This window comes from Streptomyces sp. NPDC052225 (assembly GCF_040679615.1).
In the GTDB taxonomy this organism is placed as follows: Bacteria; Actinomycetota; Actinomycetes; order Streptomycetales; family Streptomycetaceae; genus Streptomyces.
Window position 1 is genome coordinate 425,839 of the sequence record NZ_JBFAVD010000002.1, and the last position, 18,931, is coordinate 444,769.

14 protein-coding genes are annotated in these 18,931 nt (G+C 72.8%); 6 read left to right on the forward strand and 8 right to left on the reverse strand.

All coding sequences use genetic code 11. The features are described from left to right. Positions 1-18 precede the first annotated feature (18 nt). On the reverse strand, positions 19-1,212 hold the full coding sequence (locus tag AB0L37_RS05170) for a cytochrome P450 (RefSeq protein ID WP_365500594.1): 1,194 nt from the start codon (positions 1,210-1,212) through the stop codon (positions 19-21). Between the two features lie 225 nt (positions 1,213-1,437). On the opposite strand from AB0L37_RS05170, the gene AB0L37_RS05175 reads away from it, so the two are divergent. Together AB0L37_RS05175 and AB0L37_RS05180 are read left to right on the forward strand one after the other, a co-directional pair. Then, positions 1,438-2,451 (forward strand): LacI family DNA-binding transcriptional regulator, encoded by a 1,014-nt coding sequence (locus tag AB0L37_RS05175; RefSeq protein ID WP_365500319.1) that lies wholly within the window; start codon positions 1,438-1,440, stop codon positions 2,449-2,451. A gap of 336 nt (positions 2,452-2,787) precedes the next feature. Continuing rightward, positions 2,788-4,152, forward strand: coding sequence for a SpoIIE family protein phosphatase (locus AB0L37_RS05180; protein ID WP_365500322.1), 1,365 nt, complete (start codon positions 2,788-2,790; stop codon positions 4,150-4,152). Positions 4,153-4,241: 89 nt separating this feature from the next. Here the strand turns inward: AB0L37_RS05180 and AB0L37_RS05185 are convergent, their stop codons facing one another. Beyond that, the gene (locus AB0L37_RS05185; protein ID WP_365500325.1) at positions 4,242-5,732 is read right to left on the reverse strand and encodes a hypothetical protein; all 1,491 of its coding nucleotides are present in this window, start codon (positions 5,730-5,732) and stop codon (positions 4,242-4,244) included. Between the two features lie 234 nt (positions 5,733-5,966). On the opposite strand from AB0L37_RS05185, the gene AB0L37_RS05190 reads away from it, so the two are divergent. Both AB0L37_RS05190 and AB0L37_RS05195 read left to right on the forward strand, forming a co-directional pair. After that, positions 5,967-7,115, forward strand: a complete 1,149-nt coding sequence (locus AB0L37_RS05190) for an aminoglycoside phosphotransferase family protein (RefSeq protein ID WP_365500328.1) — start codon at positions 5,967-5,969, stop codon at positions 7,113-7,115. A gap of 287 nt (positions 7,116-7,402) precedes the next feature. Further along, a complete protein-coding gene (locus AB0L37_RS05195; protein WP_365500331.1) occupies positions 7,403-9,385 on the forward strand; it encodes an N-acetylmuramoyl-L-alanine amidase in 1,983 nt (660 codons plus the stop codon). A gap of 65 nt (positions 9,386-9,450) precedes the next feature. On the opposite strand, the gene AB0L37_RS05200 is transcribed toward AB0L37_RS05195, so the two are convergent. From AB0L37_RS05200 to AB0L37_RS05215, 4 genes are all read right to left on the reverse strand, one after another. Then, a complete protein-coding gene (locus tag AB0L37_RS05200) occupies positions 9,451-11,790 on the reverse strand; it encodes a glycoside hydrolase family 95 protein (protein ID WP_365500597.1) in 2,340 nt (779 codons plus the stop codon). Positions 11,791-11,902: 112 nt separating this feature from the next. Further along, complete coding sequence (locus AB0L37_RS05205; protein ID WP_338693326.1) at positions 11,903-12,400, reverse strand: hypothetical protein; 498 nt, start codon at positions 12,398-12,400, stop codon at positions 11,903-11,905. Between the two features lie 61 nt (positions 12,401-12,461). After that, positions 12,462-15,365, reverse strand: coding sequence for an AAA family ATPase (locus tag AB0L37_RS05210; RefSeq protein ID WP_365500335.1), 2,904 nt, complete (start codon positions 15,363-15,365; stop codon positions 12,462-12,464). Between the two features lie 99 nt (positions 15,366-15,464). Then, positions 15,465-16,094, reverse strand: a complete 630-nt coding sequence (locus tag AB0L37_RS05215) for a CGNR zinc finger domain-containing protein (protein WP_365500338.1) — start codon at positions 16,092-16,094, stop codon at positions 15,465-15,467. 75 nt (positions 16,095-16,169) lie between these two features. Here AB0L37_RS05215 and AB0L37_RS05220 point away from each other — a divergent pair, with 75 nt between their 5' ends. Further along, on the forward strand, positions 16,170-16,823 hold the full coding sequence (locus AB0L37_RS05220) for a pyridoxal 5'-phosphate synthase (protein WP_365500341.1): 654 nt from the start codon (positions 16,170-16,172) through the stop codon (positions 16,821-16,823). After that, the gene (locus AB0L37_RS05225) at positions 16,820-17,542 is read left to right on the forward strand and encodes a leucine-rich repeat domain-containing protein (RefSeq protein WP_365500600.1); all 723 of its coding nucleotides are present in this window, start codon (positions 16,820-16,822) and stop codon (positions 17,540-17,542) included. Before AB0L37_RS05220 ends, AB0L37_RS05225 begins: the two co-directional genes overlap by 4 nt. 16 nt (positions 17,543-17,558) lie before the next feature. Here AB0L37_RS05225 and AB0L37_RS05230 read toward each other — a convergent pair whose 3' ends face one another. After that, entirely contained in the window at positions 17,559-18,470 is a 912-nt protein-coding gene (locus AB0L37_RS05230; protein ID WP_365500344.1) for a universal stress protein, read from the reverse strand. 163 nt (positions 18,471-18,633) lie between these two features. Further along, positions 18,634-18,876, reverse strand: coding sequence for a DUF397 domain-containing protein (locus tag AB0L37_RS05235; RefSeq protein ID WP_365500347.1), 243 nt, complete (start codon positions 18,874-18,876; stop codon positions 18,634-18,636). Positions 18,877-18,931 lie beyond the last annotated feature (55 nt).

Genomic DNA, 18,931 nt, shown 5'->3' on the forward strand with positions numbered 1-18,931 from the left:
CACATCGGCCCCCACGGCTCACCACGTCACCCACAGCGCCTGCGGGCCCCGGATGAACCCCTTGCTCTGCCACAGGGTCTCGGCCGGGTCGCCCGCGAGGCGCAGCCGGGGGAAGCGGGTGAGCAGCGCGCCGAGCATGACCTCGGACTCCATGCGGGCGAGCATCGCACCGATGCAGTGGTGCGGTCCGTGCCCGAACGAGACGTGGGCGGTGCCCGTGCGGTCGAAGTCGATCGCCTCCGGGTCGGGGAAGGTGTCGGGGTCGCGGTTGGCCGCGAGGTAGGAGGCGTACACGGCCTCGCCCGCGCGGATCAGGACACCGCCGACCTCGACGTCCTCGGTGGCGATGCGGGGCAGCCCGACACCGTTGCGGTGCGGGATGTGGCGCAGGAGTTCGTCGACGGCCTGGGGCAGCAACTCCGGTTCCGCGCGCAGCCGTTCGGCGAGTTCGGGCCGGGTGAGCAGTGTGTAGACCATGTTCGCGCTGTTGTTGCGCACGGCGTGGGCGCCGCTGACCAACACGGCGGTCGCCAGGGACACCGCCTCCGCCTCGCTGATGTCACCGGCGTCCTGGGCGCGGGCGAGCACGGACGCCAGGTCGTCGTCGGTGCTGCCCGTGCGGGAGGCCAGCAGTTCGACGATGTACTGCCGCATGCGTTCCTTGGCGGCCTCGCTGGACTTGGGCCCGGGCCCCGCGGACAGGATCACGTCGGGCCAGTCGGCGAGCCGGTCGCGATCCTCGGGCGGTACGCCGAGGAGGTCACCGACGACGGTGAGCGGGAAGGGGCCGTGCAGGTGGGCCACGAGGTCGGCGGGCGGCCCCGCCTCCTCCATGGCGTCGAGCATTCCGGCCGCCGTCTGCTCGGCGAGCGGCCGCAGGCTCTTCATCGTGCGGCCGGTGAAGGCTTTGGTCATGACCTTGCGCAGCCGCGTGTGCTCGGGCGGGTCCGCGTAGTTGAGGCCGACGGTGGCGGCGACGCGGTGCGCCATCATCCCGTTGACCTCACGGCCGACGAGGGCGGCGCGGCTGAAGCGCGGGTCCGAGGTCACCAGGCGCACGTCGGCGTACCGGGTGACGAGCCACGCGTCGCGCTCCTGCCCGAACGGCATGCGCACCCGGGCCACGGGCTCGTGGCTGAGCACGTCGGCGAGCAGCGGATCGAAGGTGAGCGCGGGCAGATCGTCCAGGGCCCAGGCGCGCACGGACGGCACCTCGCCGACCCCTGTCGTCGCCGTCGGGTCCTCACGTACGGTGTTGTCGGTCACGCCGGGATGCCTTCCCCCGGCCGGTACCGGAGCACGCCGCGCCCTGCGCCGCGCCCCCTGATCGGACGACTGCCGGACGACCGGTCGCACGCCGCGCGACGGCCCGGCGGGGTCCGCCCGAAGGACGCGATCACGCAAGCGGCATGCAATTCTTGCGCTAATCTTGCGTTCATGACGCGCAGACTTGCACAGGTGGCGAAGAAAGTCGGAGTCAGCGAAGCCACGGTCAGCCGGGTGCTCAACAACAAGCCCGGCGTCTCGGAGGCCACCCGGCAGTCGGTGCTCACCGCGCTCGACGTGCTCGGCTACGAGCGGCCGACGCAACTGCGCGGCGAGCGGGCCCGCCTCGTCGGCCTGGTCCTGCCGGAGTTGCAGAACCCGATCTTCCCCGCGTTCGCGGAAGTGATCGGCGGCGCGCTCGCCCAGCAGGGCCTGACGCCGGTGCTGTGCACCCAGACCAAGGGCGGCGTCTCCGAGGCGGACTACGTCGAGCTTCTGCTGCAACAGCAGGTGTCGGGCGTGGTGTTCGCGGGTGGCCTGTTCGCCCAGGCGGACGCCGAGCACGACCACTATCAGCGGCTCGCCGAGCGCAAGGTTCCGGTGGTGCTCGTGAACGCGTCCATCGAACGGCTCGGCTTCCCGTGCGTGGCGTGCGACGACGCCGTCGCGGTCGAGCAGGCCTGGCGCCATCTGGCATCCCTCGGGCACGAGCGCATCGGACTGGTCCTCGGCCCCGAGGACCATGTGCCCTCCGGGCGCAAGCTCGCCGCGGCCCGCGCCGCCGCGCACGCGGCGGGCGGCGCCCTGCCCGACGACGCGGTGGAGCGGGCGATGTTCTCCCTGGAGGGCGGGCACGCCGCGGCCGCCCGGCTGATCGCCCGGGGCATCACCGGCATCATCTGCGCCAGCGACCCCCTCGCTCTCGGCGCGGTGCGGGCCGCCCGGCGCGCGGGCCTGACGGTCCCCCGGGACGTGTCGGTCGTCGGCTACGACGACTCGGCGTTCATGAACTGCACGGAGCCACCCCTGACCACGGTGCGCCAGCCGATCGAGGCGATGGGCCGCGCCGCGGTCGAACTCCTCGTGGCGCAGATCCAGGGCGGCGCGGTGCCGCCGGGCGAGCTGCTCTTCGAGCCGGAGCTGGTGGTGCGCGGCTCGACCGCGCAGGCACCGGCGGCTTCCTGACGGTCCGTCTTCCGCGGCCCTCGCGCCTGCGGGGACGGACGAGCCGGCCCGACCGCCCCGGCGTAGGGCGGCTACGTCGTTCGACGGGGCCCGCTCCTTCGGACGCATGAGCCAGGCATACGCCACAACCGGCCATCCGTTCGAGCGGAGTACCCGGAATTGCCTCCCCGGAGGACAATGACATATGCCAGAAGCACCACCGCATCGTGTATGGCGAAATGCCTTACGAGGCCAGGCGGCCTGTGCCAGAGTCGGTATCGGCCCGTCGTCACGGTCCCTCCGTCGTCACGGTCCTTCCGTCAGCCTTGGCCACCAGTGCCTGCATCGGAGTTCGTCATGCCGCCCCATGTCTTCGCGGACCGCCCCGCCGGCCAGCCGCCGGAGCGCGGCCCGGTCGACGCGTTGATCTCGCAGACGCGTCGGTTGCTGGGCGATGTCGACGCGGTGCGCCGGGAGTCGGTGAGCGACGAGACGAACCCCGAGGCCCGCTGGCAGCGCGCCCTGTACGAGCTCGCGGTGCATCAACTCAGCGACCTGGACCGCCACTTGGCCCAGCTGCGCGACGGCCCCACGACGCGCGCCGCGCTCCCCGAGCAGCGTGCCGTCACCGGAGCGCAGCCCGGATCGCTGCTCAGCCGGGTCGGCAGCGCCGAGTGGAACCTGCTGACGGACGAGGCGCGTTGGTCCGGCGAGCTGTACCGGATCCTCGGCCGCGACCCGGCGGCCCCCGCGCTCACCCTCGACGAGCTGCCCGCCGTGGTGCACGCCGACGACCAGTCGAAGCTGACCGCGATGGTCACGGACTGCCTGATCGACGGCAAGCCGATGGACGGGGAGTTCCGCGTCGTGCGCCCCGACGAGAGCGTGCGCACGGTGCACATGATGGGCGAGCCCGTGCTCGACGCCGACGGTTCGACGGCCGCCATGTGGGCGGTCGTCCGAGACGTCAGCGAACTGCGCCGCAGCCAGCGCGCGGTGAGCGAGACCCGTGACTCGCTCCAGCGCCAGCGGCACATCGCGCAGACCGAGCACCGGCTCGCGGTCGAGCTGCAGGAAGCCGTGCTGCCGCCGTGGCGTGGCTCCCTGCGGCTCCCGCACGACGGGCCCGGCGGGCTCGATGTCGCGGCCCGCCACCTTCCTTCCTCCACCGGCGCCCCCAGGGGCGGCGACTGGTTCGACGCGCTCGAACTGCCCGGCGGGCAGACCCTGTTGACCGTCGGCGGCCTCACCGGTCACGGCGTCGCCGTGACCTCCGCGATGGCCATGGTGCTCGGCGCGGTCCGCGGCATGGCACTGTGCGGCACGCCGCCGGACGAGCTGCTCGGCCGCCTCGACCACCTCCTCACGGCCTCCGCGCAACCCGACCTCGCCAGCGCCCTGTGCTGCCGGTACGACCCGGCGGCCCGCACGCTGGCGTGGGCGCAGGCGGGACACCCCGCCCCGCTGCTCTTCCGCGACGGGACGGGGCGTGCGCTCACGCCACCCGAGGAGACCCTGCGCAGCGGCGACGTCCTGCTGCTGCACACGGGCGGCCTGACGCCACGGCACGCAGGGCCCGCGACGGACCGACTGCTGGCGCTGGCACCGCGGTTGTCCGCCGCCCAGGACGCGCACGACGGTGTGCGCGCGGTCCTCGACGAGTTCGCCGCGGACGAGCGCGAGGACGACGCCTGCGTATTGATCGCCAGGATCGACACCTGACGTACTGATGAGGTACTGGATCGACCTACCGCGTCGACGTACTGAACCGACGTAGGGAATCGACCTGCTGAATCGGCGTACGGGAACGGTCAGGCCTGCAACTTCTTCCCGCTGCTCCTGGGCAGAGCCAGCTTGATCTCGTGGCGGAGGTCCTCGATCTTCGGGTAGCCCGCGTACTGGCCGGTGAGCCGGTACATCTCGCGCAGCCGGTCCCAGGTGCGGTGCGAGGAGTTCGACCCCATCGAGGACAGGGCCAACCGCGCGTACCGGTCCGCCTGTTCGGGGTCGTCGGCGATGAAGCACGCCGACGCCAGGGACAGATGGTCGAAGATCTTCGACCGGTCCCGGCCCCCGGCCCGCAGCGCGAGCGCCTCATGGGCGTGGCGCTGCGCGATGACCGCGGCGCCCGGCTCGTGCTCGGCGAGGGTACGGTACGCCAGGGCCTGCATGCCGTGCAGGTCCGCCTCGTCGAACATCTGCATCCAGCTCGGCGGCGGCACGTCCCCCTTGTCGGAGACGAAGAGGTCCTCCGCCTCGCCGAGGGTGCGGCGCATCGCCTGCCCCTTGCCCATGGACGCCTGTGCCCAGGCCTCGATGGTGTAGAGCATGGCCTTGGTGCGTGGCAACACCTCGTCGCCCGAACCGGACTTGGCCAGCTTCATCAGGTCGAGCGCCTCGTCCGGTGCGCCCAGATGGATCTTCTGCCGGGCGGCCCGCGAGAGGGCCTCGCCGGCGCGTGGCCGGTCGCCTCCCTCGCGCGCGGCGTGCGCGGCGATGACGAAGTACTTCTGGGCCGTGGGCTCCAGGCCGACGTCGTGCGACATCCAGCCCGCGAGTACGGCGAGATTGGCGGCGACGCCCCACAGGCGCCGCTGGAGATGGTCGGGGTGTCGGTAGGAGAGCATCCCGCCGACCTCGTTGAGCTGGCCCACGACTGCCTTGCGCTGCAGCCCGCCGCCGCGGGACGCGTCCCAGGCCCGGAAGACCTCGACCGAACGCTCCAGTTCCTCGATCTCCTGCGACCCGATGGGGGCGGCCTCGTAGCGGTCGAACCCAGCGGGGTCGGCGTGCAGGGGATCGTCGGTCCTGGGAGCGTCGGCCGCGAGGGCCGGGTCGGTGTGCAGCCAGTCGTGCATGGCGCTGCTGAGTGCGGATCCTGCGGCGAGCGCGGCACCCGCGCCCACCAAGCCGCGTCGGTTGAGCATGAGGTCCATTCCCGTGAATTCGGTGAGGACCGCAGCTGTCCGCTCGGGCGCCCACGGCACTCCGTCGGGACCCTGATGTTCCAGGCCCCCGCCGCCCTGCCGTTTCCCCGCGCGCCCGTGTCGGACAAGACCGAGATCCTCGATGGTCACGACACGGCCGAGTCGCTCGGTGAACAGCGCCGCCAGCACCCGAGGCACCGGATCGCGCGGGATCTCTCCCATGTCGATCCAACGCCGCACCCGCGAGGTGTCCGTCGCCAGCTGCGGGTGGCCCATGGCCGCCGCCTGCCGGTTGACGAGTCGCGCGAGCTCCCCCTTGGACCAGCCGGCGAGGCCGAACAGGTCGTTCAGGCGGGTGTTGGGTTGTCCGTTCACGTAAGCCCCCAGGTTCTCGGCTGAAGTTGACAGTAGCCCTCTGTCAGTTGCTGAGCGACTATTCGCCAGGGTTCGCCAGGGTGCGCCAGCTGTTGTGCCCGTGGCCCTCGGGTGTCAGGTAGGAATGCGCCACCCCGACCCGGTCGCCGCAGGGCATTCCCCAGGGTGTTACCGAATCGGCCGGGCCGGGCGGCGCGTGCAACTCGTCGGCACACGAAGGGATCTGTATCTCCCATGTACGCAGCATCGTCCTCCGTGTCCGCCCCGCCCCGGCCGCTGCGTCCCGCCCGTCCGGCGGTCGGCGGCGGCCCGTACCTCGACCCCGCGCGGACCGCCTCCCCGGCGCTCGGTGGCGTCGGCAGGACTCGGCGCATGCCGGGGCTCGGCACGCAACCGCTCAGCGGGAGACTCGACTTGTCCGGCCCTCAGGGCGCCCAGCTGCGCACGGCGATCGCGTCGGTGCACCGGATCTGCCCGGAGTTCCATCCGGTGCAGGTGCTGCGCCGCAGCCCTCGCTCCGTGCTCCTCGTCGGTACGACGGGACGCAGCACCGCCGTCGCGAAGTGTTTACTGGACCACTCCCCTGTGTGGGCGGAGCGGATCCGGCACGAGATAGCCGCATACCGTTCGTTCGTCCGACACCGGCCGCCGGTGCGGGTCCCGCGTCTGATCGCGGCCGACCCGGACAACGGCACGCTGGTGATCGAGCGGATGCCCGGCCGCGTGGCGGCCCTGCAACGCCACCCGGCCGAGGCACCGCCGAGGGCGGACGTGCGCGCCGCGCTCGGCGCGATCTGCCGGCTCAACCAGTGGCGGCCTCCGGCGGGCACCTTCGACGCACCGCTGGACTACGCGGAGCGGATCAACCGGTTCCATGATCTGGGCCTGTTGACCGACCGCGACATGGGAGACCTGCAGAAGCTGCTGCACGGCATCGCCCACGCATCGGGCCGCGGCGGCATGGGCCAGTTCTGCCACGGCGACGCCCTTCTGTCCAACGTCCTCCTCTCCCCGGCCGGTCCGGTGCTCGTGGACTGGGAGCACGCGGGCTGGTACCTGCCGGGCTACGACCTGGCGACGCTGTGGGCCGTTCTGGGCGACGCCCCGGTGGCGCGCCGTCAGATCAGCCAGCTCGCGCAGTCCGGCGGACCGGCCTCGCGCGACGCGTTCCTGGTCAACCTGATGCTCGTACTGACGCGGGAGATCCGTACGTACGAGACCGCCGTGCAGCGTTCGATGCACGAGCAGACCCCGGCGGCACCGGGTCCGGCCCATCCCGGTGCTGCGCCGTCCGGCGAGGAGCAGCGGCTGTTGCTGCGCCGCCTGCACGACGACTGCAACATGGCCCGGAAGGCGGTGCGTGCGGCAGTCGGCACTCGCTGACGGGGACGACGATCCGCGGTGCGCCCGGGAGGAAGACGGCGCGCCGCGGATCTTCGCTGTGCGGGGATGTTTTCCGGTCGCCCCGTCACCCTTATTGGTCTACTCCACTGACGCACCGCAGGCGATCGCGCCATCGTGGCGAAAACGCCCGCGGACCGTGCCTGACATGGGAAATCCCTTGCACGGCTGGTGATTGACGGATCGTCGGCGAGCCGATACCACTGACGCACGACCGGCCCGCACGCACCGCGCAGCATCTCGACACCCGTCGTTCCCAGGAGGCACCGTTGCATCGGTCCACCCGCTCCTTCCCCGGCAGACGTCCCCGTACGGGTGCGCGCGCCGCCGGCACGCTCGCGACGGCGGCGCTGCTGCTTCCTCTGCTCGGCGCGGCGCCGCCGCAGACCGAGTCCGTGCCGCCCTCGGCCCGGTTGCAGGGCGCGTTCGCGTCGGCCGCCGCCGAGTACCAGGTTCCGCAGAGCGTGCTGCTCGGCGTCTCGTATCTCCAGTCGCGGTGGGACGCGCACGGCGGTGCGCCGAGTGTCACCGGCGGCTACGGCCCCATGCACCTCACGGACGCGCGTACCGCGCTCGCGAACACGGTCGTGCACGACCACGCGGAGGGCGACGCACGGGGCGACGACTCGCGTGCGCCGCTGAAGGCCACCGAGGCCGACGTCCCCACGGACGCCCAACTCCCCGCCCGGCTCAAGACGTTGGTGCGCGCGGCCGAGCTGACCGGCATCCCCGCCGACGAGCTGCGCAGCGATCCCGCGGCGAACCTGCGCGGTGGCGCGGCCCTCCTCGCCGCCGCGCAGAAGCAGCTCGGCGAGCCGCTGAGCGCGAACCCGGCCGACTGGTACGGCGCGGTCGCCAAGTTCTCCGGCGCGGACGACGCGGCGACCGCGGCGACGTACGCCAACGACGTGTTCGCGGTGATCCGCGACGGCGAGCAGCGCACGACGGACGCGGGCCAGGAGGTGACGCTCGCCGCGGACGAGGCCGCGCAGCCGCAGGCGTCGCAGGTCGAGGCGATGGGTCTGCGCAAGGCGGACGCCTCGCAGACGGAGTGCCCGCCGACCGTGTCGTGCGAGTGGATCCCGGCCCCGTACGAGGAGTTCGGCGACGGCGACTACGGCAACCACGACCTCGCGGACCGGCCGAACGACCAGAGCATCGACTACATCGTCATCCATGACACGGAGGCGACGTGGGAGCAGACGCTGAAGCTGGTCCAGGACAAGACGTATCTGGCCTGGCACTACTCGCTGCGCTCGACGGACGGGCACATCGTGCAGTCCGTCAAGGCGAAGGACGTCGGCTGGCACGCGGGCAACTGGTACGTGAACGCGAAGTCGATCGGCCTCGAGCACGAGGGTTTCCTCGCCCAGCCCGACTCCTGGTACACGGAGGAGATGTACCGCTCCTCGTCGCGCCTGGTGAAGTACCTGTCGAAGAAGTACGGGATCCCGCTGGACCGCCAGCACATCCTCGGCCATGACACGGTGCCGGGTCCGACGACGTCGACCATCAAGACGATGCACACGGACCCGGGCCCTTACTGGGACTGGGCGCACTACTTCGCGCTGATGGGCAAGTCGTTCCACCGCACGGCGGGCCCGGACAGCCAGGTCGTCACGATCAACCCCGACTTCGCCTCCAACCAGCCGCGGTTCACGGGCTGCGTGAAGGCGGGCGTGGTGTGCGCGCCGCACGGTTCGAGCGCGGTGCGGGTCTACACGGAGCCGCGTGAGGACGCACCGCTGATCAAGGACATCGGCCTGCGGCCGGGCGGCCAGGACTCGACGATCGACGTGAACGACATGGCGTCGCGGGTCTCGACGGGTCAGCAGTACGCGGTCGCCGACCGCAAGGGCGACTGGACGGCGATCTGGTACCTCGGCCAGAAGGCCTGGTTCAAGAACCCGGCGAAGCAGCCGACCGCCGTGGGTGCCAAGGGACTTGTGGTCACGCCGAAGGCGGGCGCGACGGACGTTCCGGTGTACGGCAGGGCCTATCCGGAGGCCGCCGCGTATCCGGCGGGCATGACACCGCAGGCGGTCTCGCCGCTGCCGTACAAGCTGCTTGCGGGGCAGCGGTACGTGGTCGGCGGGCGGACGACGGGTGAGTACTTCTACTCACCGACGTTCGACACGACGTCGCACCGGGTGGTCAAGGGCAAGGACGTGTACTACGAGATCCAGTTCGGGCACCGGGTCGCGTTCGTGCGGGCCGCCGATGTCGAGGTGACGCCGTCCTCGGTGTCGTAACTCGGCGGAATCAGCAGGGGGTCGGGCCCGGGTCGCGTGAGCGCGACCCGGGCCCGACGCCTGTGTCACTCGAAAACGTACCGCCGGCCGGCCACCGCCTTGAGGGTCTTCTCGCCGAACAGGCTGCTGCGCAGGGTGAGTTCACGGGTGCGCGACGCGGCCACGGTGATGCGGGTGGCGCGGCCCGCCGCCCAGTCGATGTCGACGGTGGCGCCGCCGCGGGCGCGCAGTCCGCGTACGGAGCCTTCGGGCCAGCTCGCGGGGAGGGCGGGGAGGATCTCGATGGCGTCCAGATGGCTCTGGAGGAGCATCTCGACGATGCCCGAGGTGGCGCCGAAGTTGCCGTCGATCTGGAACGGGGGGTGGGTGTCCCAGAGGTTGGGCAGGGTGGACGCCTTGAGCTGTTCGGAGAGCATCTTGTGGGCGTGGTCGCCGTCGCGCAGGCGCGCCCAGAAGTTGACCTTCCAGGCCTTGGACCAGCCGGTGCCGCCGTCGCCGCGGGCGGTCAGGGACACCTTCGCGGCGTCGGCCCAGCGGCTGCCGGGCTCGACCTGGCGGCCGGGGTGCAGGGCGTAGAGGTGGGAGACGTGCCGGTGCTCGTCGGTGGGGTCGTCGAGGTCGGTCTTCCACTCCTGGAGCTGGCCCCAGGAGCCGATGCGCAGCCCGGGGTCCAACCGGGCCAGGGTGTCGGCGAGTTGCTTGCGGAAGGCGGGTGTGTCGCCCAACGTCCGTGCCGCTTCGAGGGTGTTGGTGAGCAGGTCGTGGACGATCTGCTGCGACATGGCGGCGCCCGCCGTGAAGTCGCCGTGCTCGGGTGAGTAACTCGGCGTGACGACCAGCGTGTTGTCGCGCGGGTCGGTGCGCAGGTTGTCGAGCCAGAACTCGGCGGCCGACTTCATCAGCGGGTACGCGGTGGTGCGCAGGTAGTCGGTCGAGCCGCCGAACCGGTAGTGCTCGTAGAGCTGTGCGGTGAGCCAAGCGGCGGCCTCCGGGAACCAGAAGGCGGTCGACCAGTCGTGGACGCCGGTGAAGCCGTAGGGGTTGGTCTCGTTGTGGACCACCCAGCCGCGGCTGCCGAACATCTCCTTCGCCGTGCGTTCGCCGGGGGCGCGCAGTGCGGCCACGAAGCGGTCGTAGGGGGCGGTGGTCTCGGGCAGGCCCGCGGCCTCGGCGAGCCAGTAGTTCATCTGGAGGTTGATGTTGACGTGGTAGTCGGCCGACCAGGGCGGGCTCGTCGACTGGTTCCACACGCCTTGCAGGTTCGCGGGCAGCGATCCGGCGCGCGAGGAGGCGATGAGCAGGTAGCGGCCGTACTGGAAGAAGAGTGCTTCGAGCGCGCGGTCGGCGGGGGCGGTGCCGCCCGTGTACTGCTTCAGGAGCTGGTCGGTGGGGACGTCCGCGGGGGCGCTCTGGCGGATGTCGAGGGCGACACGGTCGAAGAGGGCGCGGTGGTCGCGGGTGTGCCTGGTGCGCAGCGCGGGGTGGTCCTTGGCGGCGGCCGCGTCGACGGCGGCGGTGACCGGGGCGTGCGGGTCGGGGCCGCGGTAGTCGGGGTAGCTGTCGGCGTAGTCGGTGGCGGCGGCGAGGACGAAGGAGACGCTGTCGGCGCCGGTGACGGTGAGGCTGCCGTCGGCGTTCGCGGTGAGAGTGCCGCCGTCGTGACGTATGCGGAGCTGGGCCTCGAACTTCAGTCCGTTGTCGGCGAGTTGGCCGCGTACGGTGAGGCGGTCGCCGGACGCGGTGGCCGTGAAGTCGGCGCGGGGCGAGGTGTACCGGAGGGTGCAGGTGACGCTGCCGGGGCGGTCGGCGGAGAGCCGGCCCGCGAGAACGGAGTCGGGGTGCGAGGCGAAGAACTCGCGGCGGTGGCGGACGTCCTGGTGGCTGTACGTGACGGTGGCGAGGGCGCGCCGCAGGTCGAGGGTGCGGCGGTAGTCGGCGGGCACGGTGGCCGGTGCGCCGGGCAGGTCGAGGTGGAGGTCGCCGAAGGTCTGGTGGGCGCCGTAGCCGATGCGGGGCTGCCCGAGTTCGGCGGCGACGGTGTCGGGATCGAGCCTCGTCCCGGCGTCGAGGCGGCGCTGCACGTCGGCGAGGGCATCGGGGCGCGGGGTGCGCCAGTTGCCGAAGTCGTAGCCGCCCTTCGCCCCGGGGCCGCCGGTCCACAGGGTCTTCTCGTTGAACTGGAGCCGCTCGGAGGTGAGGGTGCCGAAGACCATCGCGCCGAGGGCGCCGCTGCCGACCGGCAGGGCCTCCCGTTCCCAGTCGGCGGCGGGAGTCTTGTACCAGAGCAGCAATTCATCGGAGGGCTCGGCGCTCGGCTCCCCGTCCGGCGCGGCAGCGGAAGCCGCGGCGGCGAGTGGGCCGAACCCGAGTGACAGCGCGGCAGCACTGGCTGCCGCGCCCTTCATGGTGGTTCTTCGCGTGGTCCCGTGACGCTCGGAGTTCCCAGAAGCAGGCATGCCAAAGCACGCTAGAGGTCGGATGACTCAGCGGCAAGAGGTACGGAGGGGCCGGGTGGGCTCAGCCCTGCTGGAAGAGCTCCGCGGGCAGCGGCTTCAGGAGCGCGTACAGGTCGTCGGTGATCGGACGGTCCCAGGACGCGATGGTCACCAGGACGTTGTCACTGCGGTCGAACTGGACGCACGAGATCCGCGTCTCGGAGAGCTTGAGGCGGCGCACGATGAGGAGGTTGTCGCCCTGCATCACGGGGACGTCCTCGACGTCGGTGACGGTGACCTCCTCGTCGTTCTCCAGCGCGATCAGGAGCTGGGCGACCTCGAAGGGGATCTCGCCCTCGGCGACCTCGCGGGCCGGGGAGCCCTCGGGCAGGTTGCCGATGATCATCGCGGGGCCGCGGCCGCCGAACAGGTCGTAGCGCAGGAACACGCCCTGGCAGGTTCCGTCGGGGGCGGGCAGCAGGCCGGCACCGAGGTTGCCCGGCCAGTCGCCCGGGTCCATGGCCAGGACGTCGAAGTCGGGGCCCGCGGGGGTCGCAGCGCGGCGGCGGAGGAAGGACATGCCGTCCATCGTACGTCGACACGGAGGGTTCTCCGGCGTCGGGGCCGGGGTCCTCGGCCGCTCAGAGCCCGCGTCCGTCGGTCATGGTTCCCAGGGCCGCGGCCAGGCCCGCCTGGTCGGTGCCGACCTTGCGGTAGACCGCCGAGAGCAGGCGCACCACGGTCGCCTCGTCGAGGTGCAGCTCGCTGCCGATCTCGGCGGGGCACAGGCCGCGCACGGCGCCGGACGCCGCGGCCCGTTCGCGTGCGGTGAGAGTGTCGGTGGCCGCGCCGTGCAGCGGGCGGGGGCGCAGTCCCGCGGCGGCGAGTTCGTCGCGGGCCCGCTCCACGAGGCCGTCGGCGCCGCAGGTCACGGCCGCGTCCAGGCCGCGGTAGAGGAGGTCGGCGGCGTCCTTGGCGTGGCCGGTGCGGCGCAGTTCCGCGCCGAGGGCGATCAGTGAGCAGGCCAGCTCGTAGCCCGCCGGTGAGCGCTCCAGGTGGGCGACGGACTCCTCCAGGAGTTTGCTGCGGCCCGCGCCGGAGGTGACGTCGGCGGCGGCGCGCAGGGCCTGTCCGATCGCGGACGGCGCCCCGAACTGGCGGGCCCGCTCGACGGCGTCGAGGGCGGTGGCGAGGGCGCGGTCGGGGGCGTCGGGTGCCTCGGCGCGGGCGAGGTGCAGCTGCCAGGGGCACCAGGCGGGGTTGCGCATGCCGCGCGGGTCGAGCCGGCGTCCGGCGGCGGCGAGTTCGGTGGCCGCCTCCTGGGTGCGGCCGAGGGCGAGGAGCAGTTCCCCGTACACGGTCTGGGAGTCGGGGAAGACGACGGCCGCGGGGAACGGCGGCCCGAAGGCGTACGACTCGGCGAGGGTGCCGGCCTCGGTGACGCGGCCGCGCGCGAGGAGGACCTGGACGAGGATGCCGAGGGCGTACCAGTGGGCGGGGGTGCCGGGCCCGACGCGCTCGGCCAGGCGGAGCCCCGCGCGGACGAAGTCCTCGGCCTCGGCGAGGCGGCCGCGCCGGTAGCGGACGTAGGCGAGCAGCGTGTACGCGAAGGAGAGGTGGGCGCCGTGCCAGCCCGCGTGCTCGAAGTCGGCGATGCCCTCGACGAAGAGTTCCTCGGTGCGGCCGGGCCGGTCGGCGTACATGTAGGAGAGGGCGACGAGGACGGGGACCTCGAAGCCGCGGTCCTCGTCGGCGGCCCAGCGCAGGCCGCCGGACAGGGCCCGCTCGGCGTGGTGGATCACGGTGGCGACGGGCTCGCCGCGCAGGGTGGCGTCCCAGGTCCGCAGGCCGATGAGGTAGCGCTCGGTGAGGTCGCGTCCGGTGAGCCGGTCGGCGAGTTTCGCGAGCCGCCGCGACCGGGACGGGGAGTCGGGTTCGTCGGCGCGGAAGGCGTCCCACATGAACTGCTCGGCCTGCATGCGCAGGCGGACGCGGGCGTCGACGGTGACGGGGATCTCCCGGGCGAGGGTCTCGGACGCCTCCACCAACCGGTCGCTGTGGGCGAGGACTTGGGAGAGGCGGTAGACGATGCCGTGGCGCAGTGCCGGGTCGGTGATGGGTTCTTCCAGGGCGGCGCGCAGGTGGTTGACGGTGGTGGCGGGTTCGGTGAGCAGGGAGGCGCTGCCGAGTTCGTAGAGGACGACGGCGCGGTCGTCGAAGGGCGGGGGTTCGCGCAGCGCGCGGGCGAGGTAGCGGCGGGCCGCGTCGGGGGCTCCCGCACGGACGGTCTCGCGGGCGGCCGAGCGCAGCTGCTGCACGACCCAGGGGTCACCGTCGGGGTGTGTCTCCAGGAGGTGGCGGGCGGCCGCCAAGGAGCCGAGGCCCGCGTTGACCACGGTCCAGGCGGCCTGGCCGTGCAGGGCGACGCGGACGCCGGGCGGGATGGCGCGGTACACGGCGGTGGCGATCAGCGGGTGGACGAACTCGAGGGTGTCCACGCCGGTGAGGATGCGGGCGGTGCGCAGCCGGTCGGTGGCGTCGGCGGCTTCCTCGGCGCCCAGCCCGGCGACGGCGGCGGCGAGTTCGGGCGATATCTCGGTGCCGAGGACGGCGCAGGCCCAGGCGTGGCGGACGGTGGAGGAGCCCAGGCGTTCGAGGATGGCGACGAGTCCGCTGCCCTTGACCGCGGCGGCGAGGTCGCGCAGCAGGTGGGCGCCGTTCTCGGTCGGGATCAGGCCCCGGTCGCGGACCTTCGCGGTCAGCTCGACCGCCTCGAAGGGGTTGCCCGCGGTGACGGCCCAGCACTCGCGGCAGAACGCGTCGTCGGCGTGGGTGCCGAGGGATTCGCGGACCAGGCGGGCGATGGCGGGGGCGCTGAGCGGTTCGAGGCCCAGGGCGCGGCGGCCGGAGCGGCCGGGCAGTCCGCGCAATGCCTCGCCGTGGTCGGGGAGTTCCTCGGGGCGGTAGGCGACGACGAGCAGGAGCGGCAGTTCCTCGGCGCGGGGCGCGAACGCGGCGAGCCAGCTCAGGGACTCGGGATCGGCCCAGTGCGCGTCGTCGAGGACGAGGACCATCGGGGCGCGCTGCACGGCGAGGTGGGTGAGCACCCAGTCGAGGCCGTCGCGCAGGCCCTGCGGGTCGGGCGGGGCTCCCCCGGATGCGGCGCACAGCCCGAGGGCCGGGCCGACGATGGCGTACCAACTGCCCAGCCTGGTACGGAGTTCGGCGTCGGGCAGGCCGGCGAGCTGGGGCTGGACGAGCTGGCGCGCGACATGGAAGGCGACGCCTTGTTCCTGTTCGCCGCCGCGCGCGTACAGCACGGTGCAGCCCTTGGCGGCGGCCCTGCGGCGCACTTCGGAGAGCAGGGTCGTCTTGCCGAGTCCGGCGGGGGCGGCGACGGCGAGCAGCGCGCCGTGCGGGCGCTCGGGCGGCTCGACGCCTGCCGGGCGCAGTCCGGCGAGTTCGCTCAACGCGTCCTCGACGGCGGCGAGTTCGCTTTCGCGCTCGAACAGTGTCCTGCGGTCCCGGCCACCGCGCTGCCCCATGGCGCACCCCCTGCCGCGGTGGTGCGCCCGGCGCGGGGAGCCGGTGCAGACCGCGGTTCTAGGCTCCTCAGCCTACGCCGACCGGCCCCTACCGGTGGGTCATGTCACCTTCTCGGTACGGGAGTTGTGGCGCTCGTGGTGACGGGCGACGCGGGCGCGGTTACCACAGGAGGGCTTGCACCACTCCTGGCGCGGGTGCTCCTTGAGGAAGTAGCGCACACAGCGCGGGGCGTGGCAGGCGCGCAGGCGGTGGCGGTCGTCGCCGGTCAGGAAGCCGATCGCGGCGCGGGCGAGGACGGTGACGAGCAGGTCGGTGTCGGGCGCCGCGACGACGGCGGTGTCGCGGGCGGCCGGCGCCGGGTCGCCGTCGGCCCAGTCGAGCACGGGGACGGCGGGCACCAGCGCGGCCGCGGCGTTCAGCCGGGCGAGGGCCTCGGGCACGGGCAGCAGGCGGCGCACGTCGGCCGGGCTGGGCTCCGCCGGGCGGACGGCGCGCGCGAACAGGGCGCGCACGGCGGCGCGCACCGCGCGCACCCGCTCCAGGACGGCGTCGTCGGCGGTGAAGTCCTCGCCCACGGGCAGCATGTCGGCGTGCGCGCGCACCCAGGCGGTCAGCCCGAGGGGCGCGAGGAGGTCGTCGGCGACGCCGCCGCTGCCGTCGTGCCGGATGGTGAGGGCCAGGTCGAGGACGAGGCGGGTGCCGTCCGGGCCGGTGCTGATGTCACGCATGCCTCCGATCATAGGCGATGCTAATGATAGGTTCACAGTCAACCATTAGGTTCGTGAGAGGGGTCGGGGTACGCCATGGACGATCTGCGTCAACTGCTGCGCGGCATCGCGGTGTTCGCGGGGGAACTGCCCGTGTTCGACCCCGGGGCGACCCCCGCCACGCCCGCCGAGCTCTTCGCCGACTGGCTGCTCGGCGCACTGGACGCGGGGGTGCGCGAGCCGCACGCGATGACCCTGTCCACGGCGGGCGAGGACGGCAATCCGCAGGCGCGGGTGCTGATCCTCAAGGCGGTGACGGCCGACGGCTGGCAGTTCGCCTCGGACGGCGGCAGCGTCAAGGCGCGGGATCTCGCGGCGCGCCCGTACGCGGCGCTGACGTTCTACTGGCCGCAGCTCGCCCGGCAGGTGCGGGTGCGCGGGCCGGTCGCCCCGGAGTCCGCCGAGGCGAGCGCGGCCGACTTCCGGGCACGCGGCGCGGGCGCCCGCGCGGAGGCGCTCCTCGGCCGGCAGTCGCGCCCCCTCACCGACCTCGCCGAGCGGGACGCGGCGGTCAGCGCGTCGCAGGCCCGGCTGGACGCGGACCCCGACCTGGTGGCACCGGGCTGGACGCTGCACACGGTGCGCCCGGAGTCGGTGGAGTTCTGGCAGGGCGACAAGGCGCGCCGGCACACCCGGCTCACGTATCTGCGGAACGGCGACGCCTGGCGCAAGCAGCTGCTGTGGCCGTGACCGGGGGCACGCTCTCGTACTGGAAGGCCGGCCTCGACTCCGTACCCGACGAAGTGTGGCACCACCCCGAGCTGGAGGTCCTGCTCCTGCCCGACAACCGGCTGACGGTCCTGCCCGCCCGGATCGGGACGCTCTCCGGGCTGCACACACTGGACCTCGGCCACAATCAACTGGAGTCACTGCCCCGGCAGTTGGGCGACCTCACGGGTCTGTCGCGGTTCCTGTACCTGCACGACAACCGGCTCACGGAGCTGCCGGACTCGCTCGGGGCGCTGGCTTCCCTCGCCTATCTGAACGTCGGCGAGAACCGGCTGACGGCCCTGCCCGCGACGTTCGGCTCCCTCACCGGCCTCGTGGAACTGCGCGCGCAGCACAACCGGCTCACCCAGCTGCCGGAGAGCATGGGCGCTCTGTCGTCCCTTCGGGAGCTGTGGCTGCGCGGCAATCTGCTGGCCGAACTCCCCGGGTCCGTACGACAGTTGCACGCACTGCGCGAAGTCGAGCTGCGGGAGAACCGGTTCGGGACGGTGCCCGAGGCGCTGCGCGGCCTTCCGCTGCTGCGCCGCCTGGACCTGCGGAGCAACCGGCTGCGCACCCTGCCGGAGTGGATCGCCGAGCTGCCCGCGCTGGAGAAGCTCGATCTGCGCTGGAACGACGTACACGTCGCGCCCGGCCTGCTCGGCGAGCTGACCGGGCGCGGTTGCGTGGTACTGCGCTAGAGAACCCTGTGGACAGTCAGTCCTTCTGCTCGGCCGGCGGGACCACCGCGACCGGGGCGGCCGCGTGCAGCAGGACGGCCTGGGTGACCGAGCCCAGCATCGGAGCGGGGCGGGTGAGGCGGCGGCGGTGCCGGCCCACGACGACCAGTTCCGCCTCCCGCGAGTTCTCCACCAGATGACCGGCCGCGTCGCCGGGTGCGATGTAAAGGTCCACCTCGACCTTGGGGTGGGACTCGCGCAGCTCGGCGACGGCCGCGTTGGCCAGGGTGAGCGTCTCGTGCTCCGCCGCCGCCTGGTCCTGGGCGGTCGGCGTGAAGTCACCGAACGCGGTCCAGGCGAGCACCGGCCACGGGTAGGCGGCCACGACCTGGAGCCGGGCCCCTGTGCGGGCGGCATGGTCGAACGCGAAGGCGAGCGTCGTCGCGTCCGGATCGTCCGTCTGGAGTCCGACGACCACGCGCGGCCCGGGCGGGACAGGAGTGTCGCTGTCCACCGCGCGGCCCGGCGGCGGGACGACGACGACCGGGCAGACGGCGTCGCGGGCGGCCGCCACTCCGTTCGAGCCGAGCAGCAGACTGGCGAAGCCGCCGCGCCCGCGCGAGCCGAGCACGAGGAGCTGCGCCTCGGCGCTCATCTCGGGCAGCACCACGGCGGGCATGCCGTCGCGGCTGATGTACTCCACCGGCGGGAGCCCTTCGCGGCTCTCCAGGTCCTCGCGGATCGTGCCGAGGACGCGGTCGTCCGCGGGTTCCACCGGCCCGGCGACGAGAACGGCGGGCTGAAGATAGGGCGCGTACTGCCGGACATGCACGATGCGCAGGTCGGCGCCGCGCCCGGCCGCTTCGGCGATGGCCCACTCCAGGGCGCGTCGGCTGTCGTCGGATCCGTCGACCGCGGCGACGACGGGCAGGGCGTGCGGCGTGTTCATGAGGGTTCCCTCCGACACCGGGCACGGTCGTCGTGCCCTCGGCCTGTGTTGACCAGCTGTTCCACTGGCAAGGCTCGCCGATGCGAGGGCCACAGGACAGGGCCGAAGGTCACGTGTCGGAAGGAACAGTCATGAAGAGCGCCGTGAAGGGCCCGGCGTGCGGCTACGTCAGGTCGAACTCGCCCTCACGGGCGCCCAGCACGAACGCTCCCCACTCGGCCGGCGTGAAGATCAGGGACGGACTCTGCGGACTCCCTCCGTTGCGCATCGCGATGAAGCCCTCCACGAAGGCGATCTGGACATCGCCCAGGCCCCGGCTGCCGGAGCGCCAGTCCGCCTCGCTCAGGTCCAGGTCCGGCTTGTCCCACCCCGTGAGCGGGTGCTGGTCGATGGTGCTTTCGGCCACGTCCGTGCTCCTCCCGGTTCGTCGTCCGTGCGCCAGCCTAGCGATCGGTCCCCGC